23 protein-coding genes are annotated in these 22880 nt (G+C 66.2%); 4 read left to right on the top strand and 19 right to left on the bottom strand.

Annotation, left to right across the window (positions count from 1 at the left end; all coding sequences use genetic code 11):
- Positions 1–18: 18 nt before the first annotated feature.
- From E3N94_RS03730 to E3N94_RS03720, 3 genes are read right to left on the bottom strand one after another with little or no spacing between them, the layout of a single operon-like run.
- Positions 19–897, bottom strand: a complete 879-nt coding sequence (locus E3N94_RS03730) for a carbohydrate ABC transporter permease (protein ID WP_241987055.1) — start codon at positions 895–897, stop codon at positions 19–21.
- Positions 894–1907 carry a sugar ABC transporter permease gene (locus tag E3N94_RS03725; protein ID WP_233191485.1) on the bottom strand — a complete coding sequence of 338 codons (1014 nt, stop codon included), beginning with the start codon at positions 1905–1907 and terminating at the stop codon, positions 894–896. Before E3N94_RS03725 ends, E3N94_RS03730 begins: the two co-directional genes overlap by 4 nt.
- A 3-nt stretch (positions 1908–1910) precedes the next feature.
- Positions 1911–3218: an ABC transporter substrate-binding protein gene (locus E3N94_RS03720; protein ID WP_134569831.1), complete on the bottom strand. Its 1308-nt coding sequence runs from the start codon at positions 3216–3218 to the stop codon at positions 1911–1913.
- Positions 3219–3433: 215 nt separating this feature from the next.
- Between E3N94_RS03720 and E3N94_RS03715 the strand changes: the two genes are divergently transcribed.
- Positions 3434–4447 (top strand): LacI family DNA-binding transcriptional regulator, encoded by a 1014-nt coding sequence (locus E3N94_RS03715; protein ID WP_104102425.1) that lies wholly within the window; start codon positions 3434–3436, stop codon positions 4445–4447.
- A complete protein-coding gene (locus E3N94_RS03710; RefSeq protein WP_347232374.1) occupies positions 4444–6381 on the top strand; it encodes a sugar-binding domain-containing protein in 1938 nt (645 codons plus the stop codon). The genes E3N94_RS03715 and E3N94_RS03710 overlap by 4 nt, the downstream gene beginning before the upstream one ends.
- Before the next feature lie 657 nt (positions 6382–7038).
- On the opposite strand, the gene cls is transcribed toward E3N94_RS03710, so the two are convergent.
- The 15 genes from cls to tilS form a co-directional block, all read right to left on the bottom strand.
- Positions 7039–8502, bottom strand: coding sequence for a cardiolipin synthase (gene cls / locus E3N94_RS03705; protein ID WP_104102434.1), 1464 nt, complete (start codon positions 8500–8502; stop codon positions 7039–7041).
- A 6-nt stretch (positions 8503–8508) separates the two neighbouring features.
- The gene (locus tag E3N94_RS16425) at positions 8509–8685 is read right to left on the bottom strand and encodes a hypothetical protein (RefSeq protein ID WP_166784554.1); all 177 of its coding nucleotides are present in this window, start codon (positions 8683–8685) and stop codon (positions 8509–8511) included.
- Positions 8686–8953: 268 nt separating this feature from the next.
- A complete protein-coding gene (gene lysS / locus E3N94_RS03700) occupies positions 8954–10489 on the bottom strand; it encodes a lysine--tRNA ligase (protein WP_134569830.1) in 1536 nt (511 codons plus the stop codon).
- 132 nt (positions 10490–10621) lie between these two features.
- Positions 10622–11521, bottom strand: a complete 900-nt coding sequence (gene panC, locus E3N94_RS03695) for a pantoate--beta-alanine ligase (protein WP_241976902.1) — start codon at positions 11519–11521, stop codon at positions 10622–10624.
- Between the two features lie 32 nt (positions 11522–11553).
- A complete protein-coding gene (locus tag E3N94_RS03690) occupies positions 11554–12312 on the bottom strand; it encodes a Rossmann-like and DUF2520 domain-containing protein (RefSeq protein ID WP_134401785.1) in 759 nt (252 codons plus the stop codon).
- Positions 12309–13907 carry a PH domain-containing protein gene (locus tag E3N94_RS03685; RefSeq protein WP_134401786.1) on the bottom strand — a complete coding sequence of 533 codons (1599 nt, stop codon included), beginning with the start codon at positions 13905–13907 and terminating at the stop codon, positions 12309–12311. Before E3N94_RS03685 ends, E3N94_RS03690 begins: the two co-directional genes overlap by 4 nt.
- Positions 13904–14401: a PH domain-containing protein gene (locus tag E3N94_RS03680; protein WP_233191491.1), complete on the bottom strand. Its 498-nt coding sequence runs from the start codon at positions 14399–14401 to the stop codon at positions 13904–13906. The genes E3N94_RS03685 and E3N94_RS03680 overlap by 4 nt, the downstream gene beginning before the upstream one ends.
- The gene (locus tag E3N94_RS03675) at positions 14394–14864 is read right to left on the bottom strand and encodes a DUF3180 domain-containing protein (RefSeq protein ID WP_104102450.1); all 471 of its coding nucleotides are present in this window, start codon (positions 14862–14864) and stop codon (positions 14394–14396) included. The genes E3N94_RS03680 and E3N94_RS03675 overlap by 8 nt, the downstream gene beginning before the upstream one ends.
- Positions 14861–15385 (bottom strand): 2-amino-4-hydroxy-6-hydroxymethyldihydropteridine diphosphokinase, encoded by a 525-nt coding sequence (folK, locus tag E3N94_RS03670; RefSeq protein WP_104102453.1) that lies wholly within the window; start codon positions 15383–15385, stop codon positions 14861–14863. The genes E3N94_RS03675 and folK overlap by 4 nt, the downstream gene beginning before the upstream one ends.
- A complete protein-coding gene (folB, locus tag E3N94_RS03665) occupies positions 15382–15747 on the bottom strand; it encodes a dihydroneopterin aldolase (RefSeq protein WP_104102455.1) in 366 nt (121 codons plus the stop codon). Before folB ends, folK begins: the two co-directional genes overlap by 4 nt.
- Entirely contained in the window at positions 15744–16538 is a 795-nt protein-coding gene (gene folP / locus E3N94_RS03660) for a dihydropteroate synthase (protein WP_134401859.1), read from the bottom strand. Before folP ends, folB begins: the two co-directional genes overlap by 4 nt.
- A 20-nt stretch (positions 16539–16558) precedes the next feature.
- Positions 16559–17128, bottom strand: coding sequence for a GTP cyclohydrolase I FolE (folE, locus tag E3N94_RS03655; protein WP_134569829.1), 570 nt, complete (start codon positions 17126–17128; stop codon positions 16559–16561).
- A gap of 8 nt (positions 17129–17136) precedes the next feature.
- The gene (gene ftsH, locus E3N94_RS03650) at positions 17137–19146 is read right to left on the bottom strand and encodes an ATP-dependent zinc metalloprotease FtsH (RefSeq protein WP_134569828.1); all 2010 of its coding nucleotides are present in this window, start codon (positions 19144–19146) and stop codon (positions 17137–17139) included.
- A gap of 66 nt (positions 19147–19212) precedes the next feature.
- Positions 19213–19764, bottom strand: a complete 552-nt coding sequence (gene hpt, locus E3N94_RS03645; RefSeq protein WP_104102464.1) for a hypoxanthine phosphoribosyltransferase — start codon at positions 19762–19764, stop codon at positions 19213–19215.
- The gene (gene tilS / locus E3N94_RS03640) at positions 19745–20818 is read right to left on the bottom strand and encodes a tRNA lysidine(34) synthetase TilS (protein ID WP_134569827.1); all 1074 of its coding nucleotides are present in this window, start codon (positions 20816–20818) and stop codon (positions 19745–19747) included. Before tilS ends, hpt begins: the two co-directional genes overlap by 20 nt.
- Before the next feature lie 45 nt (positions 20819–20863).
- On the opposite strand from tilS, the gene E3N94_RS03635 reads away from it, so the two are divergent.
- Positions 20864–21355, top strand: a complete 492-nt coding sequence (locus tag E3N94_RS03635; protein ID WP_104102469.1) for an inorganic diphosphatase — start codon at positions 20864–20866, stop codon at positions 21353–21355.
- A 208-nt stretch (positions 21356–21563) separates the two neighbouring features.
- Positions 21564–22082, top strand: a complete 519-nt coding sequence (locus E3N94_RS03630; protein WP_134569826.1) for a DUF6671 family protein — start codon at positions 21564–21566, stop codon at positions 22080–22082.
- 231 nt (positions 22083–22313) lie between these two features.
- Here E3N94_RS03630 and E3N94_RS03620 read toward each other — a convergent pair.
- On the bottom strand, positions 22314–22880 hold a 567-nt coding region (locus E3N94_RS03620), incomplete at its 5' end, for an NlpC/P60 family protein (protein ID WP_166790056.1).

Genomic DNA, 22880 nt, shown 5'->3' with positions numbered 1-22880 from the left:
AGCAGAGGTCAACACGTGCTATCCCTTCACTCCGGAGCGAGAAACGCCCTCGATGATAAAGCGCTGAAGGAAGATGAACAGCGCCAGCACGGGCACGCTCGCGACAACCGCGCCGGCCATCAAAAGGTCGTAGCGCACCGCATTTGCGGACTGAAGCGTGGACAGTCCAGCTGGCAGTGTTTGTATCTCCGGGCTGAACAAGACGTAGACGGGCCAGAGGAAGTCGTTCCAGTTGCCGAGGAAGGCGAGCAGCGCGAGTGTTGCAAGTGCGGGTTTGGCGAGCGGCAGAACCACTTGCATGAAGATGACGAATCGGTTCGCCCCATCGAGCCGGGCGGCCTCCTCTAACTCGATCGGCAGGCCGACGAAGAACTGTCGCATGAAGAACACTCCGAATGCGGACGCCGCCGTGGGAATGATGATCGCGACGAGCGAGTTGAGCCACCCCAGTTCGCTCACGATAAGGTAGTTGGGAATCACCAGGATTACCGGCGGCACCAGCAATGTCGCGACGATGATGACGAAGACGAAATTCTTGCCGCGAAACTGCATTCGTGCGAGCGGATACGCCGCCAATGACGCCGTGACGACGACGAGCGTGGCATTGAGGGCGGCTGCGACCATGCTGTTTGCGAACCATTGCAGCACCGGAGTCGCAGTCCCGGGAGCGAGGATAGACGCGAAAGCTTGTACGGAAATTGGATTGGGAATCCACGCCGGTGGAATAGTTGTTGCGTCAGCCCGGGTCTTGAAGCTGGTCACGATCATGAAGATGATCGGGCTGATGAACGCGATTGCGATCGCGCCGAGAACGACGACCCGAGTGATTGTGCCACTCCGTCGACGTGCACTGCGTGCACGGGAACCTGCACTGATCCTGGTCGTGAGAGCGTTCACGAGCGCACCTCCTTCTTGAGCTTCTTGGGCTGTTTCTCGCGAAAGATGTAGAAGACAAAAGCACTGATCGCCATGAGGAATACGGTCAGTACATAACTCATCGCTGCGGCGCTGCCCATCTGAAAGTTGCGCAGACCCGCGTCGGCGATCTGATATATGGCCGTGCGCGTTTCACGTCCGGGGCCGCCCTGAGTCATGAGATAGGACTGGCCAAACATGTTGGCGGATGCAAGAAGGGTGATGATCGTGATGAACGAGAGGATGGGCTTCAGCCCGGGGATCGTCACGTGCAGGAACTGCATCCACGGTCCGGCCCCATCAACACGTGCGGCTTCGTAGAGTTCGATCGGGATGTCCTGAAGGCCGGCAAGGTAAATGACGGCGTTGAATCCGAGCGTCCACCAGACGGTCACTCCCACGAGCGCGACCCAGGCCGCGGGCGTCGTTGTTGTCCAAGCGGTGTCATCCGGAAGTCCTAGGAGTCCCAGATAGTGGTTCACCAGTCCGATGTTGTTGTCGAGCAGGTATCGCCACAGCACCGAGATGACGGCGACGCCGAGTACGTAGGGGGCGAAGTAGATTGCTCGGAGAAAGTCCCGTCCGGGAAACTTCCTGCTCATGAGTAAGGCAACGGCGAGCGGGACGATCAGGAGCAATGGCACGCTGAGTACCGTGAAGATGCCGGTGGCCCGCATGGACCCCCAGAACGGGCCAAAAACCGTCGATCCGGGTGAGAACAAGGCGACGTAGTTGTCGAGGCCGACAAAGGGTTTGTTCGGCAACGTGTAGTCCCAGGAATGAAGACTGATCCACACCCCTAAAACTGCCGGGAGGACGACGAAGCTGCCAAACAGAAGCAGGTAGGGGGCAAGGAATAGCCAGGGGGTGGCTATCCCCTGCCGCCGAGTGCCCGCTCGCACTCCACGATTTTTCTGCGACTCCGGGTCGGAGGCCGAGGGGCGGCGCGCCCTCCCCATGGGGAGGGCGCGCTCACCGACCTTCGTCGACACTGGTCAGTCCCCGAACGAGGCTTTGTTGTCGGCCATGAGTTTCGTCGCCGTGCCGGCGGCTTTTTTGAGCGCGTCACTCGGCGTCGTCGTTCCCTGAACCCCGTCGGCGACTGCGATTTCGAGGGTCTCGGCCTGAACCCCACCGATCCCGGGAATGGGCGGCAAGAAACGCATCGAATCGATCGTTGCCGCGATTGCTTCCTGCGGCAGGCCGTCGAGGGCACCCGCATCACGCACCGACTGGCGAGCGGGGATCATGCCCGAGCCTGCCCACTCGGCGGACTGCTCGCTCATCCAGGCGATGAACACCTTCGATGCGTTGACCTTGTTCTGGTCCGCGTTTGCCTGGCGGGGAAGGAAGAAGTTATGGGAGTTGGCCCATACGGCATCCGTGTCACCAATTGTGGGGACCGGGGCGACCGCGTAAGGCAGACCGGACTCGGCGAGATCGTTGATCTGCCAGATGCCGTCCCAGGTGATCGAGGTCTCACGATTCTTGAAGGCGACGTACTGAGAGTCGATGGCGACGTCACTCGGGCTGTAACCGTCGTCCACGATGGAGCGCTGCCACTCAAGTGCCTCTACCCCGGCTGCTGAATCAAACGTTGCCCCGTCGTCACCATATGGTTCACCGTCGTTCTGCCACAGCACGGAGAGGTTCATGAGGTGGCTCGGCCACCGCGTCGGCATCCAGAATGGAGTTTCGTACCCAGCTGCTTTGAGCTTGTCGAGCGCCTCCTGGAAGGAAGCCGCGTCGGTCGGGGCCCCTTCGATCCCAGCGGCGGCGAAATGTTCGGTGTTGTAGTACATGGCCAGTGAATGCACATCGAGCGGAATGCCGTATCGGGCGTCCTTATAGACGCCGGCATTCCAGACTTCGTCGCTGAAGTCATCTGACGTGAGACCCAAGTCCTCGGCGAGATCGTCGATCGGTACTATGACGTTTCGCGCGGCATTCGACGCGAGCTGGTCCAGGTGCATCACGCCGACGTCGGGACCCTCGCCGGCGGTCACCGCTGCAGGCAGTCTCTGGTAGAAGTCGGTCCACTGCATCGTGTTCGAGACAACCGTGATGTTGTCATGCTCAGCATTGAAGTCGGACACCATCTTCTCCATGAACGGACCGTCCCCGCCGGTGAAGCCGTTCCAGTAGGACAGCTCCACTTCAGGTCCGGTGTATTCACCGGTGAAGGGCTCACTCGCTGCCTGCCCGGTTCCGCCCGCAGAGCATCCGGCCAGTACCAGCATGAGTGCGGCACCGAGAGCTGTGGCCCCAATCACTCGCCGCCCCAGGAAGTCTTTCTGCTTCATGATCGTTCGTCCTCCTCATCGAAAACATCGCTCCGCGACTCATGCGCGAAGCGGGCCGCCCATTCCCCGCACCAATCGGAGCGGCAGACGAGCGCCTTCCGTCAATGTACAGCGCTAGAAAGATGTTTGTCTAGTCTGCGAGGATCCGCGACAAACGCCGTTTCCAGCGCCTGGCCACAGTCGCCTTAGGATGGACCGGACGGGACGGGACAAACATGGCAAGGGTTCGACTAATAGACGTCGCGGAGCTCGCGGGCGTATCCATGAAGACCGTCTCAAACGTCGTTCACAACTATCCTCACGTGGCCCCGGCGCTCCGCGAGAAGGTGCAAGCGGCAATTGACCAGCTCGGCTACCGACCCAACCTTACGGCGCGGCGTCTGGCTACCGGAAGAACCGGAATGATCGCCCTGGCAATCCCCGAAATCGACCACCCGTACTTTTCGGAACTCTCCCGTCACATTGCCGAAGAAGCAACTCGACGAGGATACCGAGTCATCATCGAGCAGACCTTGAGCGATCCCGTCGCGGAACGGGCGGTACTCAGCGATCGGGAGGCTGGGCTGGTCGACGGCGTGATCTTTCACCCCGTCCGCATGGAATCGCTCGACATTGCGAAGCTCGATCCTGGCACTCCGCTGGTCTTGCTCGGCGAGGCGGCCATGCCTGTCATGACAGACCACGTGATGATCGACAACATCTCGGCCGCTCTCGATGCCACGCGGCACCTCTTAGCGAGAGGATGTCGACGCATCGCTTTTCTCGGTGTCATAGCGGCGGACATCACTGGTTCGACGAATCAGCGCCTTCTCGGCTACCAACAGGGTCTCCTGGAGGCCGGGGTCCAGCTGGATCCCGAGCTGGTATTCACGGCCTTGGAATTCACGGCTGAAGCAGGCCTTCGTTCGGTTGCCGAGGCGATTGAGCGCGGGGTGTGTTTTGACGGCGTGGTCAGCCGCGACGACCGGTTTGCGATCGGAGCATTGAAAGCCCTCCATGATTCCGGGCGATCGGTACCCGCAGATGTGGCCGTGGTCGGTTGGGACAACACCTTCCTGGCCGCGTACACGTCCCCGACACTCACCTCCGTGGCGCCGAGGAAGACCGCTATCGCCGCGGCTGCTTTCGATCTCCTCGAGGAACGAATCGCTGGATACCGGGGGGTTGGCCGCCACAGGATCGTGGGGCATTCACTCGAGGTGCGCGAGAGCGCTCCATTTGCTCCTTGACGCCTCGACCGACACTCAGACTTTACAGCGCTGTAATTTGGCGGCATGATTGCGGTATGTCGCGTTCTCTCCCGATTTCTGCCAGTGCCCAGGGTGGCGTGTATCCCCGCCCGCAACTTGTCCGCCCGAATTGGCACGATCTCGCCGGCGAGTGGGCATTCGAACACGACGATCACGACATCGGCAGAAGCGAGAAGTGGTTCGCAAACCCTGCACACCTTGGCCGGGTCATCACTGTTCCGTTTCCGCCTGAGTCGGAGATGTCAGGAATCGCCGAGCCGGGCTTCCATCCCGTTGTCTGGTATTCCCGCATCATCAGCCCCGAAGACGTGGCCGCGAGCGGACTGTCCCGCGGGCGTGACCGAGTGGTGTTGCATTTTGGGGCGGTCGACTACCGCGCATCTGTGTGGATCGATGGCCAGTTCATCGGGTCTCACGAGGGCGGCCAGACGCCATTCTCCTTTGACATCACCGAAGCTCTGTCGCCCCAAGAGGACTGCGTGCTCGTGGTTCGTGCCGAGGATGACCCCCACGACGTAGCTCAGCCGCGGGGCAAACAGGATTGGCTTGAGGATGCGCACGTCATTTGGTACCACCGCACTACGGGGATTTGGCAACCGGTCTGGCTCGAGTCTGTGCCGGATCAGCGCATCACGGCACTGCGTTGGATTCCAAACGTGCCGGCTGGGGACGTCGCGATCGAGGTGGAGCTGACGCGGCGACCGGCGCCGAGCGTGACTGTTCAGGTGGAACTGTCCATCGCGGGCGAAATTCTCGCCCGGCAGTCTTTCTTGGCCGTTGAGCCGCGATCACAGGCAACCATTCAGATTTCTCGGCAGGCGAACGGTCAGGCCTGTGAAGCTCTCCTCTGGTCACCGGAAAACCCACGACTGATTGACGCGCATGTCTCGATCATTGCTGACGACGGAAGCATTCTCGACGAGTCCTTCTCCTATTTCGGGCTTCGCAGCGTCGGTGTCGCGGGCGGCAGGTTCCTGCTCAATGACCGACCGTACTTCGTACGATCGGTGCTGGAGCAGGGCTACTGGCCGCAGTCGCACCTCGCTGCGCCCTCGGCCGAAGCTCTGCGAGCCGAAGTGGAACTCATCAAGGCCCTCGGGTTCAACGCCGCGAGAATCCATGAAAAGGTCGAGGACCCTCGATTCCTCTATTGGGCGGACCGGCTCGGCTTGCTCATTTGGGGTGAAATGGGCAGCACCTACGAGTTCTCTTCGGAGGCAGTATCGCGAGTCACCCGCGAATGGACCGAAGTAGTGCGCCGCGACCGATCGCATCCGTCAATCGTCACCTGGGTTCCCCTCAACGAGAGTTGGGGTGTTCAACAGATCGCACACGACGACGCCCAGTTGAGCTTCGCCCAGTCGCTCTACCACCTGACTCGCGCGCTCGATCCGAGCCGCCCCGTCATCTCCAATGACGGCTGGGAACACGCCATATCTGACATCCTCACAATCCACGACTATGCCGGCACGGCCGAGCAGCTCGACGCCAATTACAAGGACATCGACGCCATCCGATCCCTCGTTGCGGGTATGGGTCCGGCAGGCCGTCGCCTGCAGCTCATCCCCCGCGAGGTCGATGGCCAGTCGATCATGGTCACTGAATTCGGCGGGGTCAGCTTCGCGCCCGATGCTGCCGATGACTCGTGGGGCTACACGACAGCGACAAGCCATGAGGACTTCGAAAATCGTGTATCAGGTCTCGTGGGAAGCCTTCGGGACAACCCGATCCTCTCGGGCTTTTGTTACACCCAGCTGACGGACACAATGCAGGAGACCAACGGCCTGACCGACGCGAACCGGGAGCCCAAACTGCCGATCGCCGTCATTCGCAGCATCGTATCCGGGGAGAACGCACCCCTCCCCCGGGTGGCGCGGGTCGCTGCGTCGAGCCTGCACCCAGCCACCGGCTGAGGACGACTACGACCGGCTCCACGCACTCGGTCTCAGTGAGTGCACGCAGGTATTGAGATCGGGCGTGGAGTTGTGCCTCTGCTCGAGCTTCAGCGAGTCCGACGACGGCCGCACAGGCGGCCGTGGCGACGATGTCCAGCAGGTACCCGGAGACGGCGCTTTCGAACCGCGCGCCCCGGGTTCGGAACCAGCCAAGTCGACCGGCATAAAGCCCCTGTGCGGGAGAAAGATTTGTGCGATCACCTCGACCCGGATCTGCGTCGCCAGGTGAGCCAGGAAGAAAACCAGAGCAATCACGCCGTCAGAACGGATGCTCCGCAGCACCGTGAGCAAGAACATGAACGTGGCGAGAATGAGCGGAAGCGTACTATGCACACACGCCTCTGCACGGGCACCGGCCAAAAACACGTTTCACCCGCGCCCCCGAACGAATTCGACGGAGATTTTGGCAAAAGCGGTTAGGTTAGCTCGAAAAACCTCCCTCTTTCCCAAAATCTCCGTCGAATTGGTTCACCACCGAACCGAGCTCCTGGTCGTGCGGTCTCCGGCTCGTGAACGCCTGTTGGGCACGTCGCGCATCGTCGAGGGAGTGCCCCCTCGACCACCGCCGAATTGGGTGAGGCGAGGTGCCGGGGCTCGGAGCCGAGCCGGACGCCGCTACTGCACCGCGGAGGTCAGCCGGGCGAGATTGTCGAGCACCGTGGAGCGCAGCGGCTGCTTCATCCATTCCGCCAGGGTGAGTTCACGGCTGTCCTCCCGGTAGCCGTCTTCCACCGCCCGCAACTGCTGCACGAAGGAGCGTCCGCGCACCATCATCGATACCTCGAAGTTGAGGCTGAACGAGCGCATGTCCATGTTGCTCGACCCGATCACGGCCACCTCGTCGTCGATCGTGAAATGCTTGGCGTGCAGCACGTAGGGAGCCTTGTACAGGTAGATCTTCACGCCCGCCCGAAGCAGCTCCTCATAGTAGGAGCGCTGCGCGTGGTAGACGAGGGCCTGGTCGCCGACCTCGGAAACGAACAACTCCACCCGCAGCCCGCGCTGAGTGGCCGTCGTGATGGCGTACATGATCGACTCGTCTGGCACGAAGTACGGGCTCGTGATGATGATGCGCTCCTGTGCATAGTAGAGCAGAGCGAGGAACAGACGCAGGTTGTTCTCGCCCTCGAAGCCGGGTCCGCTGGGCACGACCTGGCAGTCCAGGGAGTGCGGCACAACCTCGGTTGACACCGGCTGGATGTCCCGGGTCAGAAGGTCGTTGGTCTCGCTGTACCAGTCGGTGATGAAAATCGCGTTGAGACCCGACACGATCGGTCCCTCGACCCGCGTCATCAGGTCTTTCCACTTCAGGCCGCGACGGATGTTCCCCGGCATGTTGTACGTGCGGTCGATGACGTTCTGCGACCCCATGTAACCGACCGTGCCGTCGATGATCAGCACCTTACGGTGGTTGCGCAGATCCGGCCGTTGCCACTTTCCCTTGAGCGGCTGCAGCGGCAGCAGGAGCTCCCACTTCACGCCGGAGTCGGTGAGCCGGCGCAGCGTCTCGCGGTAGCCGAGCTTGCGCATCGACTGGATATGATCCATCAACACGCGCACGGTCACGCCGCGCTTGACGGCGTTTTCGAGGGCGTCGAAGAATGGCGCCGTGGTCGGATCCAGGGAAAGAATGTAGAACTCGACGTGCACGAAATTGAGGGCCCGATCGATGTCCGTGACCATCTCGGCGAACGTGCCCTCATAGTCGCCGAGCAGGCGGGCCTCGTTGCCGCCGACCAGCGGCATCGCCCCCAGATTGCGGTTGAGTTCGACGACCGAGTCGAGCCAGAGCGGCCACGGATGATCGCGACGCACCTGATCGATTCCCTCGGTGCTGTCGAGGATGAACTGGTTGATCTCCTCCTGCATTTCCAGTCGCTTTTTCGGCAGGGTTCGGTAGCCGATGAGCAGGAAGAGTAAGGCGCCGATGAAGGGCAGGAAGAAGATCGTTAGCAGCCACGCCATGCCCGATGTCGGCCGACGGTTGCGAGGAACGACGACGATTGCCACCACGCGAATGGAGAAATCGACCACCAGGGCGATCACGAGGATGATGGTCGAGATGTCGATGCCGAACATTCGGTGCTACGTAACCGGTTTATCGAGCCCGAGCTTGGCGCGCTCTTCCGCCTCGATCCGGGCGTAGACCTTACGCTCCGTGCGGTCCGCCCGCACGATGGAACGCATCACGATCCAAAAGATCAGCCCGACGGCGACGGTGGGCAGGAGCGCCCAGAAAGCGCTGACCCAGAAGTTATCCATGATGTCTCCAACGATACGGGAAAACGGCGGGCGGGCGCGCGGCGTTTACGTGTTCAGCAGCCCTGCGATACCGGTTCCGATTGCGTAGATCCCGGTTCCCCCGACGCCGACCCAGATCGAGATTTCGAGCAGGGACGGACGACGACGGACGCGCGGGATCGGTTGGCCGGGCACAGGCTCGCCGGGCACAGGCTCGCCGGGCACAGGCTCGCCGGGCACAGGCTCGCCGGGCACAGGCTCGCGAGGCGGATTCGACCTCATCGGATGATCATTTCACCAGTGGGAACAGGATGGTCTCCCGGATTCCCAGCCCGGACAGCGCCATCAGCAAACGGTCGATGCCCATGCCCATGCCGCCGGTTGGCGGCATCCCGTGCTCGAGGGCCCGCAGGAATTCCTCGTCGAGGCGCATGGCCTCGGGGTCGCCGCCGGCGGCGAGGCGCGCCTGTTCGACGAAGCGCTCACGCTGCACGACCGGGTCGACGAGCTCGGAGTAGCCGGTGGCCAGCTCGAAGCCGCGCACGTACAGGTCCCACTTCTCGACCACCCCGGCCACACCGCGGTGGCCGCGCACGAGCGGGCTGGTGTCGATCGGGAAGTCCAGCACGAACGTGGGGCGGGTCAGGCCGCCCTTCACGAAGTGCTCCCACAGCTCCTCGACGTACTTGCCGTGGATGGGGTGGTCGATATCGAGCCCCTCCGTGTCGGCGAGCACCTTCAAGTCGGCGAGCGGGGTGGCCGGCGAGATCACGTAGCCCAAGGCCGCGGACAGGCTGTCGTACATGCCGATGCGGTCCCAGTCGCCGCCCAGGTCGAATTCGGTGCCGTCGGCCCAGGTCACCACGTGCGAGCCGGCGATGGCGAACGCGGCATCCTGAATCAGTTTCTGGGTGAGGTCGGCGATCGAGTTGTAGTCGCCGTAAGCCTCGTAGGCCTCCAGCATCGCGAACTCCGGCGAGTGGGTGGAGTCGGCGCCCTCGTTGCGGAAGTTGCGGTTGATCTCGTAGACCCGGTCGATGCCGCCGACCACGGCGCGCTTGAGGAACAGCTCCGGCGCGATCCGCAGGAAGAGGTCGGTGTCGAACGCATTGCTGTGGGTCGTGAACGGGCGAGCGGATGCGCCACCGTGCATGACCTGCAGCATCGGCGTCTCAATCTCGATGAAGCCCAGCTCCGTGAAGGTGCGGCGCAGGCTAGCGACGGTCTGCGAGCGCTGGATCACGCTGCGGCGGGCCTGCTCGCGAATGATCAGGTCGAGGTACCGACTGCGCACGCGGGTCTCTTCGCTGAGCGCGGTGTGCAGGTTCGGCAGCGGCAGCAGCGCCTTGGCGGCGACCTGCCACTCCGACGCCATGACGGAGAGCTCGCCGCGGCGGGAGGAGATGACCTCGCCGGAGACGAAGAGGTGGTCGCCGAGGTCGACGAGGTCTTTCCAATCGGCGAGGGATTCCTCCCCCACCGCCCCCAGGGAGATCATGGCCTGGATGCGGCTGCCGTCCCCGGACTGCAGGCTCGCGAAACAGAGCTTGCCGGTATTGCGCAGGTGCACGACGCGGCCGGCGAGGCCGACGATGACGCCGGTGACGGCATCCGCTTCGAGGTCGCCGAACTGCGCACGCACGGCGGGGATCGTGTCGGTGACGGGCACGGACACCGGGTAGGCGCCGCCGGCGGGACTGGTCGCGGCGGCGTTCAACCGGTCACGCTTGGCCAGGCGCACGACCTTCTGCTCGTTGGTCTCGGCCTCCGCCGCTGCGGCGGCCACGATTTCGGCCTCGGTCGGTGCTGGGTTCTGCTCGCTCATGCGGTTCTCCGTGGCAGGTGGCGGCCGGGCGATGCCCGGCGCTCCCGCGCGTGCTCATTGATGTGACGACGTGTTGATGAAAGGTCGGGCTGGTGAGGGTCTGGCTGGTGACGGTCGTGCGGGTGGTGCGGCCTAGGGAAGGTCCAGGGCCACGTTGTCGATCAGCCGGGTGTGACCGACCAGCGCGGCGACCAGCATGCGGGCCGGGCCGTGATGCTCGCCCCCGACCGGAAGGAAGGTCCGCGGGTCGACGACAACGAGATAGTCCAGTTTAAGCAGCGGCTGCACGTCGATCCGCGCGTGGGCGGCCTGCAGTGCGGCGCCGACCCCCTGGGCGGCGACGGATGCTGCGGCCTCGAGCCCCGCGGACAGCGCCCGGGCGGCGGCGCGCTGCGCCGGTTCGAGCGCGCGGTTGCGGCTGGAGAGGGCGAGGCCGCCGTCTTCGCGCACGATCGGGACGACCTCGATGCGGGTGCGGAAGTTGAGGTCGGCCAGCATCCGTTCGACCAGGAAGACCTGCTGCGCGTCTTTCTGGCCGAACACGGCCACGTCGGGGCCGACGATGTTGAACAGCTTCGCAACCACCGTCAGCATGCCGTCGAAATGCCCGGGGCGCGCAGCGCCCTCGAAGAGGCTGCCGACCGCGCCGGCGACAACCCGGGTGGAAGCGGCGCCGTCCGGGTACATCAGCTGGCTGGTTGGCGCGAATACGAACGGCACGCCCTCCGCGGCCAGAGCCGCGACATCGGCCTCGAGCATGCGCGGGTAGCTGCCGAGATCTTCCCCGACCCCGAATTGCAGCGGGTTGACGAAGATCGACACCACGACGATGTCGCCGAGGCTGCGGGCCCGGCGAACCAGGGTCAGGTGCCCGGCGTGCAGGGCCCCCATGGTCGGGACCAGCACGATGCGTGGTCGCCCGAGCCCGGCCTCGCCGCGCCCGGCGCGCGCGCTCTCGATGCGGCTCTGCGCGTCGGTCAGGCGGCTCCGCAGTTCCTCGATGCTGCCGATGACTGCTGGTTTGGTGAGCACGTTCACTCGTCCTCCGGTGTGTTGCGGTTGTGTCATTCGTCGAAACCGTCCTGGTCGCGGGTGTCGAGCGCGTCCAGCGTGTCGAGCTGGGAGAGGTCGAGACGGTCGGGGCTGGTTCGGGCCAGCGCGTTCTCCATGGCGGACCGCATCAGCGGCGCGATCACCGCTCCGGGGTGCTCGATGCCGATGCCGGCCAGCAGCCCGGTGGCCTGCTCCACGATCGAGGTGGAGAACGCCGTGGCGGTGTCAACGGCCTCGGCATAGGCAGCCCGGTCGGCCTCCGCGACGATCACGGGCTCGCCGCCCATCTCCACGACCAGCGCCTGCCCGATCGGCAGCACTGGCGTAGGCGCCGTCACCGCGAAGTAGCTGTCGGCGAGGCGGGCCAGGTCGATGCTGGTGCCGGTGAAGCTCATGGCCGGGTGGATGGCCAGCGGGATTGCGCCACCGGCCAGCGCCGGGGCCAGCACCGAGGTGCCATACCGGGCCGAGGTGTGCAACACAAGCTGGCCGGCCTGCCAGGTTCCGGCGGCCGCGAGCCCGCTGACGAGGCTCTCGAGCTGGGCGTCGGGCACGGCGATGATGACCAGTTCGCTGCGCTCGACGATCTCGGGAACGGTGAGGATGGGCGCGCCCGGAAGAATCGCCTCGGCCCGGTCGCGGCTGGACTGCGAGATGGCGGAGATCCCGACGATCGCGTGGCCCGCGCCGGCGAGGGCGGCGCCGAGGATGGGGCCGACCCGGCCGGCACCGATGATGCCGATTCCGAGGCGTCCGGGACGCGGCGTCATTCGATGACTCCGTTCGGTTGCTTCCAGGTGGGTTGGGCCGCGGTCGGCTGGTCCTGGATCGGCTGGTTCCAGTGGTGGCTGGTGTCGGACTGGGCCGACGAGATGGCCCCGGAGGCGATCCGGTCGAAGAAAACCAGGGCCTCTGCGGCGGCCACCACCCCGAGGTAGGCGGAGACCGGCCCGGCGACGGTGTGCAGCCGGGCGGAGGCGAGGCGCAGCATCCGGGTCACGGGGCCCTGCGAGATGGCGACGCTCTGCAACCGGGCCAGCGGCACCAGCACCAGCTCCCGCGAGATCACGCCGCGCCGGAGCAGAGCGATGCCGCCCACGACGGTGTAGCCGGTGCGGCGCCAGGAGAACGGATGCAGCCAGGCCGCCCGGCGCGGCGCGTTCGTGAAGCCGTCGTCGCCGCCCTTCGAGCGGAGGCCCCGTTCGATCAGGGCCTGCTGCTCCGCCGAGTCGAACCCGGGCAGGATCAATTCGAGCACCCGGGCGACGTCGGCGAGCGTGCCCACCGGGAGGGTTGTGGTGTTGGCCTCGCCGGCGGCACCCTGGGTGCTGGAGTGGCCGGCCGTGTTGATGCGCACCTGCCACCAGCCGAACGGGCGCCAGAGCAACGGCTGCGAGACGCCGATCGCGTGGACCCGGCCCGGCGGCAGGGTCTCGTTGCTAGTAGTGAGCAGCCCGAAGCCGATCCGCACGCCGTCGGGGGTGCCGGCGATGCTGTAGCGCAGCGACTTGATGACCCTGGTGAAATAGAAGCTGACGCTGGCGATCAGGGTGGGGATGAAGGCTACGAGCAGCCAGTCGCTGCCGCCGGCGGTCACGCCGACGATCAGGGCGATTCCGGCGAGCACGACGAAAACCGTGAAGCCGCTGAACACGACGGATCCGATCAGCCGCCCGGGCGGAATCCGCACCACCGATTCCGGCGGGGCGGCGTCGGGGTCCAGCTCGGGCGCGAAGAGATCCCGGGCCCGGTCGGCGGCGGCGGTCGCGGGAGAGAGGGGTGACGCGGGAGCGAGACCGAGACGGGAGGTCTGGGCCAGCGCGGCATCCGGGGCGGGAACGGCCTGCTGCCGCAGTCCGGACGCGAGGCGAAGGATGTCCCGTCGCAGCTGGTCGGCCAGGGTCGAACCCAGGTAGGCCAGTTGCACATTGGCGTCCTGACCGGCCACGCTGACTTCGAGCTTCGCGGCGCCGATCAGGCGAGGGATGAACGGGCGCACGATGTTGACACCCTGGATGCGGTCGAGGCGGGCCCGGCGGTTGCTGCGGAAGAGCATTCCGCTACGCACCTCGACGACCTCCCCGGTGACCCGGAAGGTGTGCATGCGCCAGGACAGGTAGAAGACCGCCAGGACCAGCACAAGCACGACCGCGACCGCGAGCAGCGCCCAGCCGACGACGCCGCGCTCGAGGATCGCGTCGATCGGGTCGCCGCCGTATCTCGGCACCCCGAAGAAGACGTCGATCAGCCGCTCGCGGAGGTTGGCGATGATGAAGCCGAGCACGGCGACGATGAAGATGCCGCCGCGCAGCAGTGGGCTGGCCGGATGCAGCCGGTGCCATTCCCCGTCGGCGAGCGTGGTCACAGCCCGGCCCGGCGACTCTCGGCCAGCTCCACGAGCCGGTCGCGCAGGCTCTCCGCGTCGGCCTCGGCGAGCCCCGGGATGAGCACCCCCGACGAGGCCGCCGCGGTCACGAATTTGAGGTCGGCCAGACCCAGCCAGCGCGCGATCGGGCCGCGCGTGATATCGACCAGCTGCATCCGCCCGTAAGGGACGGACACGAACCGGGTGAACATGATGCCCCGGCGGAAGAGCAGGTCGTCGCGTCGCAGTTGATAGCCGATGGCCCGCACCCGGCGCGGTTCGAAGGCGACACTGGCCCCGGTGATCAACACGATCGCGCCGATCACGTAGAGCGCCCACTGCACGTCGAGAAGCAGCCACACCGCCGCGGCCATGGCCGTGAGCACCAGTCCGAAGACGATCGTGCCGACCGTCTCCACCACCACATAACGCGGGGAGACGCGCTTCCACTCCTCCACGTCGGGGAGGTCCAGTCCTACAGCCGCGTCAGGCACGCACTTCTCCCTGCTCTTGATCGTCGTCATCGGGGGGAAGCGTGCAGAAGTGCTCGGCCACGAGCCCCAGGGTCAGAAGGATCCCGGCGCCTACCGCCGTCCCGATTGCAGGCCATAACGATGTTACCGCCGGCACGACCGAGCGGGTCAGGATGTAGAGCACGATTCCCAGTCCGCCGCCGAGAAGCAGCGCCCCGCTCAGCGCCGACGCCTTCGCCAGCAGCGCCACCCGGATGGCCAGGAACGGGTTGACGTGTTTCCGCACCGTGCCGCGAATGGCCTGACGGATCGGCCAGGCCAGCGCCAGGACGCCGATCCCGATCGCGATCAACGCGATCGGCAGGGTGGCCGGGGGCAGGAACATCGCCGAGCCGCCGGCCGCGGCGGCCAGCTCGAGCAGGAACACGACGACCAGGCCAGCCAGACCCAGGGCGATCAGCGCCGACGGCTGCGTACGTTTCACCGGTTGCCGCCCGCGGACGGCAGTGCGGGGTACCGCTGCACGGTGGTGTTGATCGCGCCGAGCAGCGCGCGCACCGGGCCGCGGCCCGGCAGCACTGCGGCCGGGTCGAGGTCCAACCACGGGGCCAGCACGAAGTCGCGCTCGGCGGCCCGCTGGTGCGGGATGGTCAGGCGCTCGTCGTGCAGCGAGGCCGTTCCGAAGACGATGATATCGATGTCGAGGGTACGGTCGCCCCAGCGTTCGACCCGCACCCGACCGTGGTCGTTCTCGATGGCGTTCACCGCGTCGAGCAGGGTGTGCGGGTGCCCGGTGTAACGGATGCCGACCACCAGGTTCAGATAGCGCGGTGCCTCGTCGTCGACGCCGCCGACCTTCACCGCGGCGGACTCGTAGACCGGGGAGACGCCGGTCAGCTCGAGCCCGGGCACCTGCTCCAGCGCGTCGATCGCCGCGGTGAGGGTGGCCATGCGGTCGCCGAGATTGCTGCCCAGGGCGAGCAGCGCCGGGGTCGCGTCGGTCATGCGCGCGTCCGCACGATCTGCACCGCGACATCCGTGAACGGTACGGAGATCGGTGCCTGTGGTTTGTGCACCGTCACCTGCACCGTGTCGGCGGCGTCGTGCGCCAGCACCGCAACGGCGATGCGCTCGGCGACGGTTTCGATCAGGTCGACCGGGTTGTGCCGGGCAGCATCCGTCACTTCCACGGCGAGCTCGCCGTAGTGGATGGTCTGCGTCACATCGTCGCTCGCGGCGGCACGCCGCAGGTCGAGCCAAACCGTTACGTCGATGACGAAGTCCTGTCCGTTTTCCCGCTCGAAGTCGTAGACGCCGTGGTGCGCGTTGACCCGCAGGCCGGTGAGCGTGATGGAGTCGCTTCTCATGGTCCCATTCTGGCGGAATCCGCCAGTGCCAGCACATTCAGCGCCGTTCGCGTCGCCGCGACGTCGTGCACGCGCACCGCCCAGGCGCCGGCCTGCGCGGCCAGCACGCTGACCACGGCGGTCGGCAGATCGCGTTCCAGCACGCCCGCGTCGGCCGGGAGCACCCCGGCGAGGAACCGCTTGCGAGAGGCACCGACCATGACCGGGAACCCCAGGTCGGCGAAGGCGTCCAGGTGGGCCAGCAAACGCCAGTTGTGCTCGGGCAGCTTCGAGAAGCCGAGCCCCGGGTCGAGCACGATCTTCTCCGGCGGCAGGCCAGCCGCGGTGAGCATGTCGACCCGCGCAACCAGCTCGGCCCGCACCTCGGCGACGACGTCGCCATAGACAGCGAGGTCGTCCATCTTCGGGGCATGCGCCCGCCAGTGCATGGCGACGTAGGTCAGCCCGCTGCGTGCGGCGAGGGATGCCATCAGCGGGTCCGCCAGGCCGCCGGAGACGTCGTTGATGATCTGCGCCCCGGCGGCGGCCGCGGCGGCCGCGGTGCTCGAATTGAGGGTGTCGACACTGATCGAAAGCCCCTGCCGGGCGAGTTCGCTGATCACCGGGATCACCCGGGACTGCTCCTCGGCGGGCGCGACCCGGCCGGCGCCGGGGCGCGTGGACTCGCCGCCCACGTCGATCAGGTCGGCTCCCTGGGACTGCAGGTCGAGAGCGTGGATGATCGCGGCATCCGTCGACGCCCACCGGCCGCCGTCGCTGAAGGAATCCGGTGTGACGTTGAGCACCCCCATGATCAGGGTGCGCGGCCGGGTCACCGGCCGGAGCCGATCAGGGCCATGATCTCGGCGCGCTTCACGGGTTCGGCGAGGGACCCGCGGCTGGCCATCGTGACGGTCGAGCTGGCGGTCTGGCGCGAACCACGGGCGGTCACGCAGCCGTGCACGGCGTCGAGCACGACCAGTACGCCGAGCGGTGCGAGCCCGATTTGGAGCGCCTCGGCGATCTCCTCGGTGAGGCGTTCCTGCATCTGGGGCCGGGCGGCGATCGTGTCGACGACGGCCGGTAGCTTGCCCAGACCCACGACCCGTTCGTTCGGCACGTAGGCAAGGTGGGCGATGCCGAGGAAGGGCAGCAGGTGATGTTCGCAGACGGAGCGGAAGGCGATGTCGCGCAGGAGCACCAGTTCACCCGTGTGCGGGCCCACCGGGATCGTGTCACGCAGGTGGTCGACCGGGTCCACCGCCAGCCCGGCGAAGAACTCACCGTAGGATTCGGCCACCCGGCGAGGGGTCGCCCTGAGGCCCGGACGGGCGGGATCTTCACCGATTGCGGCGAGGATCTCGGCGACCGCGGCTTCGATCCGAACCCTGTCCACTGCCACCCGGGGGCCTACGCGGTGGCAGGACGAGGGGTACGGGCCGGCGTGCGGGCCGGCGTGCGCGCGGCGGTCTCGCCAGCGGTACTGCCATCGGCGACTCCGCTATCGATGAGGGCCTTGGGGGTCGGCATCGCGATGGGCGGCAGGTCGGAGACCGGACGCTTGTCACTGGACAGCCACTGCGGCCGCGGGGGCAGCTTGACGACGCCCGTGAAGAGCCCGGACAGCGCGTGCTGGTCGAGCGTCTCGTGCTCGAGCAGCTCGGCGGCCAGTTCATCGAGGATGGCCCGGTTCGTGATCAGCACCTGGTAAGCCTCGTCGTGCGCGTCTTCAAGCAGCTGGCGCACTTCGGCGTCGACGCTTTCGGCGACCCGCTCGGAGTAGTCCCGCTGGTGGCCCATGTCGCGGCCGAGGAAAACCTCACCGGAACCCTGCCCGAGCTTGAGCGGGCCGACAGCCGAGCTCATGCCGAACTCGGTGACCATCTTGCGCGCGGTCGAGGTGGCCTTCTCGATGTCGTTCGAGGCGCCGGTGGTCGGGTCGTGGAAGATGATCTCCTCGGCCACCCGACCGCCCATTGCGTAGGCGAGCTGGTCGAGTAGTTCGTTGCGGGTGACGGAGTAGCGGTCTTCGACCGGCATAACCATCGTGTAGCCGAGGGCGCGGCCGCGGGGCAGGATCGTGATCTTGGTGACCGGGTCGGTGTTGCGCATCGCAGTCGCCACGAGCGCGTGGCCGCCCTCGTGGTACGCGGTGATCAGCTTCTCTTTGTCACGCATGACACGGCTGCGGCGCTGCGGACCGGCCATCACGCGGTCGACTGCCTCGTCGAGGGCGCGGTTGTCGATCAGCTGCGCGTTGGAACGCGCGGTGAGCAGCGCGGCCTCGTTGAGAACGTTGGCCAAATCGGCGCCGGTGAAGCCGGGCGTCTTGCGCGCCAGCACCTCGAGGTCGACGCCGGGAGCCATCGGCTTGCCCTTGGAGTGCACCTCCAGGATGCGCTTGCGACCGAGCATGTCGGGCGCGTCCACGCCGATCTGACGGTCGAAGCGACCGGGGCGTAGCAGCGCCGGGTCGAGGATGTCGGGCCGGTTGGTGGCCGCGATGAGAATGACGTTCGCCTTGACGTCGAAGCCGTCCATCTCGACCAGCAGCTGGTTGAGGGTCTGCTCGCGCTCGTCGTGCCCGCCGCCCATGCCGGCGCCGCGGTGACGGCCAACGGCGTCGATCTCATCGATGAAGATGATGGCCGGGGCGTTTTCCTTGGCCTGCTGGAACAGGTCGCGCACGCGGCTCGCGCCGACGCCGACGAACATTTCCACGAAGTCGGAGCCCGAGATCGCGTAGAACGGCACGTTGGCCTCGCCGGCCACGGCCCGGGCGAGGAGGGTCTTACCGGTTCCGGGAGGGCCGTAGAGCAGAACGCCCTTGGGGATGCGCGCCCCGACGGCCTGGAACTTCGCCGGCTCCTTGAGGAAATCTTTGATCTCCTCGAGCTCCTCGATGGCCTCGTCGGCGCCCGCGACATCCGCGAACGTCACCTGGGGGCTCTCCTTGGATACCAGCTTGGCCTTCGACTTGCCAAACTGCATCACCTTGTTGCCGCCACCCTGCATGCCGGCGAGCATGAACCAGAAGAAAGCGCCGATCAGGAGCAGGGGCAGCATGATGCCGAGCAGCGACAGGATCCAGCTGGACTTCGGCACCTCGTCGGTGAAGCCGTCGGCCGGATTGGCAGTGGTGACGGCCGTGATGACCTCTTCGCCACGCGGGGCGACGTAGTAGAACTGGACCTCGCTACCGAGGTCTTTATCCGCCTTGGTCAGGGTGAGGTCGACGCGCTGCTCGCCGTCGACGATCGTGGCCTCGGAAACCTTCCCGTCTTTCAGGAACTCCAGTCCCTGTTGGGTCGGAATCTCTTTGAATCCCGACATGGTAATGAGACTCGACCCTACCCACACAGCAACAATCGCCAGGAGAATGTAGAGGAGCGGCCCGCGCAGTAGCTTCTTGACGTTCATCGTGGTGACAGGCTACCGTGACCGCGCTGGACGAAGACCGTGTGTTCGCCTAAAGCGCTACCAGGCTCAGCTGTAGATGTGCGGGGCGAGAACGCCCACCGAGCGCAGGTTGCGGTAGCGTTCGTCGAAGTCGAGACCGTAGCCCACGACAAACTGGTTCGGAATGTCGAAACCGAGGTATTTCACGTCGATGTCGACGCGAGCGGCATCCGGCTTGCGCAGCAGGGCGCAGATTTCAACGGATTCCGGTCCGCGAGACTTCAGGTTGGACAGCAGCCACGAGAGCGTCAGACCGGAGTCGATGATGTCCTCGACGATGAGCACGTTGCGGCCGAGCAGGTCGGTGTCGAGATCCTTCAGGATGCGCACGACGCCGCTGGACTGCGTGCCGGACCCGTAGGAGCTGACCGCCATCCAGTCCATCGTGATCGGGTGCACGAGTTCGCGCGCCAGATCGGCCATGACCATGACCGCTCCTTTGAGCACGCCGACCAGCAACAGGTCCCTGCCGGCATAGTCCGCCTCGATCAGGCGGCACAGCTCTGCGAGCCGGGTGCGGATCTGCTCCTCCTCGATCAGAATCTCGGTGAGGTCGCCTTCAATGTCGCGGGGTTCCATGGGAGCGGGAGGGTCCTTTACTCGGGGCGTGTCCAGGCGCGGTCAATATCAGCCAGCCGTCCTGCCGTATAACCCTAACGCCTGGCAGGTCAAGCGGCTTCTGCCCGTGCCAGTCGGTGACCAGGCGCAGCACGGCCAGCGTGTGCACGCGTTCCAGGGACACCCCGAACTCCCGTTCGACCGAGAATCGGATGATCCGCTGGCGCACCGCGGGCGGATTCGTCTCGAGCCGGCTCGCGTCCAGCCGGATTCCGGCGCCGTCGGCAGAGTCGCTGAGCGGTTCACTCAGCTGCTCGCTGAGACCACGGGCCAGGTCGTCGAGCGCGCTCGAGTCCTCGCGCAGCTGCCCGGCCGTGCGCACGAGTGCTTCGGCCACGCCGGGCCCCAGCTCCCGCTCGAGTACGGGCAGCACGGTCTGGCGTACCCGCACCCGCTGGAAGCGGGGGTCGTCGTTGTGCGGGTCCTGCCAGGGGTGCAGGCCGGCATCCACGCAGAATTGCCGGGTCCGGGCGCGACGGATGCCCAGCAGCGGCCGCAGAATCGGCCCGCCGACCGGCTTCATTCCCTGCAGGCTTGTGGGGCCCGATCCCCGGGCAAGGCCGAGTAGCACGGTCTCGGCCTGATCGTCGAGTGTGTGCCCGAGGAGGATGTGGCTCGCGCCGGTCTCCCGCCGCGCCTGGTCGAAGGCCGCGTACCGAGCGGTGCGGGCGGAGGCCTCCGGACCGCCGGCATCCGTGCCGTGGTCGACCGTGACCCGAAGAACGATAACCGGGTCGAGGCCGAGTTCCCGCGCCTGCCCGGCCGCGGCCGCCGCGACGCCGGCCGAGCCGGCCTGCAGGGCGTGGTCGACGATGACCGCTCCGGCGCGCAGGCCCGCGCGCGGCGCCTCGAAAGCGGTGGCTGCGGCCAGGGCGAGCGAGTCGGCTCCCCCGCTGAGGCCGACCAGCACCAGGCCGCCGCCACGGGCCGGGCCGGCCTCGGTGAGCAGGGTGCGTACATGGCGGCGCACATCGGCGATCGCCGGGGTGAGCCTCGGGCGGCGTGGGGACTCCATCCAGTAACGTTATCGACAGACTGTGAACAAGGGAGAGACCAGGCCATGGCCGCATACGACGCAGTAATCGAAATCCCTCGCGGGAGCCGCAACAAGTACGAAGTCGATCATGAGACCGGGCGGGTGTACCTGGACCGGGTTCTCTACACGAGCTTCGTGTACCCGACCGACTACGGCTTCTTCGAGAACACCCTGGGACTCGACGGCGACCCGGTCGACGTCCTGGTCCTGATCGAGTTTCCCCTTTTCCCAGGGGTCGGCCTGTCGGTTCGCCCGGTCGGCGTGTTCAATATGACGGATGACGGCGGCTCAGACGCAAAGGTCATCGCGGTTCCCGCGGGCGACCCGCGCTGGGACTATATCCAGGACGTCACCGACATCCCGGAGTACACCCGCAAGGAGATCGAGCACTTCTTCGAGCACTACAAGGACCTCGAACCCGGCAAATGGGTCAAGACCGAGGGCTGGGGCGACGCCGCGGAGGCCGACCAGATCGTGCGCGACGGCCTGACGAAACTGGCGGAAGAGGGCCACTAGGACGCGTCTCCTGCAGTCCGGTGAGGATTGTCGGCAGAATCGATTCGTGACTCGTACTGCTGTGAGGGCGGGCGTGAGTGAGGTCGGGCTGCCGGGGCTCGTCCCGGGCCTGGATCACGCGCAGACCAGGGATGATCCCGCCGATGTCCAGCCATACCGGGCCCGCGTACCCGCCGGGAAGCAGTCGCCCGGCGGGACATGAACCACCTTGGGCCCGGAGATCGCCGAAGGCAGCGTCAGCACCTCGCCAGTGGCCGGAAGACGACACATCGTTAGCGCCAGCGAAGCCATCACGTTCGCGTCGGCTATCGGCTTCCTGGACCAAGGCGTGATCCTGCACGGCACACAGAAGAACCACACGGTCACCCACAAAAGCATCACCCAATTCGAGATCCTCGGCGACACCGCTGAAGCACTACTGAAACAGCACCAATCCGTTGCGATACTTCCGGACTACCGCGCCCACAAGACACCATCCCGCGCCGCAGCCATCCGAGCACTGTGCGAGAAAATGGCCCAGCGTCTCTCAACCGAGTGTCCGGCCTCCCGGGCGCCCGGGTTTGGCCACGTCAACGTCGAACACGGCCTGCCCTGCTCCTTCTGCGGATCGGCAACCCAGGCCATCACAGCCGATATCCACGGTTGCGGCCGGTGCACTCACCAGATCCGACCACCACGAAATCACGCACTGGCAGCCCCAGAATGGTGCGACTACTGCAACCAGTGAAGTGGCGACCCCACACGTGCTACCGCCTCGTTCGTCCCCGCGCTCCTCGAGCGGCGACGCCGGGTTGTCACACCCGCAAGCTGTGGCGCGGACTTGCCACTCGCCACGACAAACCCGCCCTCACTTACCGGGGCGGGGCTGTCCTGAGCGCCATCGTGGTGTGGTGACACGAATTCGCAGACACGCCCCGGATGCCCGCGCACCCGACAACCCGGTGATCCGTTTCGCCGGTCAGCCGGGTCGTCCCACGTAGGGAGCCACGTCGCCCGCAGACCAGATGCCGTGGATGCGCACGGGCGAGGACGGGTTCGGAGCCTCGAGGATTTTGCCGCCGCCCACGTAGATAGCCACATGGTAGTAGTCGCCACCCCCGCCCCAGAATACGAGGTCGCCGCGCTGAGCTTGATTGAAGGGCACCAGGCGACCCTCGTTGGCCATGGTGCGGTACTGGTTGGTGGCCGAGTGCGAGCCAATGTAGATGCCCGCCGCCGCGTAGGCGGCCTTGGTCAGCCCCGAGCAGTCCCAGACGTTCGGCCCATAGCCGCCGAGCACGTAGCGGTCGCCGAGCTGCTGGATGGCGAATGACAGCGCCGTGTCGACCGCTCCGGCGCTCGGGGCCCGGGCCGCGGTGGTCGGAGCCGCCGGGGCCGGAGTCGCAGGAGCCGCAGGAGCTGCCGGGGCCGGAGCCGCAGGAGCTGCCGCGGCAGCGGGCTGGGCCGCCTGGGCCGGGGTGACCGGCCGTGAAGCGGGCTGCTGTGCTGCGGGCTGGGGCGCGGGCTGGGCCGCCGGCTGCCGGGG

It is taken from the genome of Cryobacterium sp. Sr3, from assembly GCF_004402835.1.
In the GTDB taxonomy this organism is placed as follows: Bacteria; Actinomycetota; Actinomycetes; order Actinomycetales; family Microbacteriaceae; genus Cryobacterium; species Cryobacterium sandaracinum.
Note: the sequence above shows the minus strand (reverse complement) of the source record. Positions and strands in the feature narration are given on the sequence as shown.

Bases quoted from the DNA above. Each gene is read 5' to 3' on its own strand.
- E3N94_RS03720 (WP_134569831.1), bottom strand. From the start codon at position 3,218: ATGAAGCAGAAAGACTTCCTGGGGCGGCGAGTGATTGGGGCCACAGCT.
- cls (WP_104102434.1), bottom strand. From the start codon at position 8,502: ATGTTCGGCATCGACATCTCGACCATCATCCTCGTGATCGCCCTGGTG.
- E3N94_RS03635 (WP_104102469.1), top strand. From the start codon at position 20,864: ATGGCCGCATACGACGCAGTAATCGAAATCCCTCGCGGGAGCCGCAAC.
- E3N94_RS03690 (WP_134401785.1), bottom strand. From the start codon at position 12,312: ATGACGCCGCGTCCCGGACGCCTCGGAATCGGCATCATCGGTGCCGGC.
- E3N94_RS03715 (WP_104102425.1), top strand. From the start codon at position 3,434: ATGGCAAGGGTTCGACTAATAGACGTCGCGGAGCTCGCGGGCGTATCC.
- ftsH (WP_134569828.1), bottom strand. From the start codon at position 19,146: ATGAACGTCAAGAAGCTACTGCGCGGGCCGCTCCTCTACATTCTCCTG.
- tilS (WP_134569827.1), bottom strand. From the start codon at position 20,818: ATGGAGTCCCCACGCCGCCCGAGGCTCACCCCGGCGATCGCCGATGTG.
- folB (WP_104102455.1), bottom strand. From the start codon at position 15,747: ATGAGAAGCGACTCCATCACGCTCACCGGCCTGCGGGTCAACGCGCAC.
- hpt (WP_104102464.1), bottom strand. From the start codon at position 19,764: ATGGAACCCCGCGACATTGAAGGCGACCTCACCGAGATTCTGATCGAG.
- folK (WP_104102453.1), bottom strand. From the start codon at position 15,385: ATGACCGACGCGACCCCGGCGCTGCTCGCCCTGGGCAGCAATCTCGGC.
- E3N94_RS16425 (WP_166784554.1), bottom strand. From the start codon at position 8,685: ATGGATAACTTCTGGGTCAGCGCTTTCTGGGCGCTCCTGCCCACCGTC.
- lysS (WP_134569830.1), bottom strand. From the start codon at position 10,489: ATGAGCGAGCAGAACCCAGCACCGACCGAGGCCGAAATCGTGGCCGCC.
- folP (WP_134401859.1), bottom strand. From the start codon at position 16,538: ATGGGGGTGCTCAACGTCACACCGGATTCCTTCAGCGACGGCGGCCGG.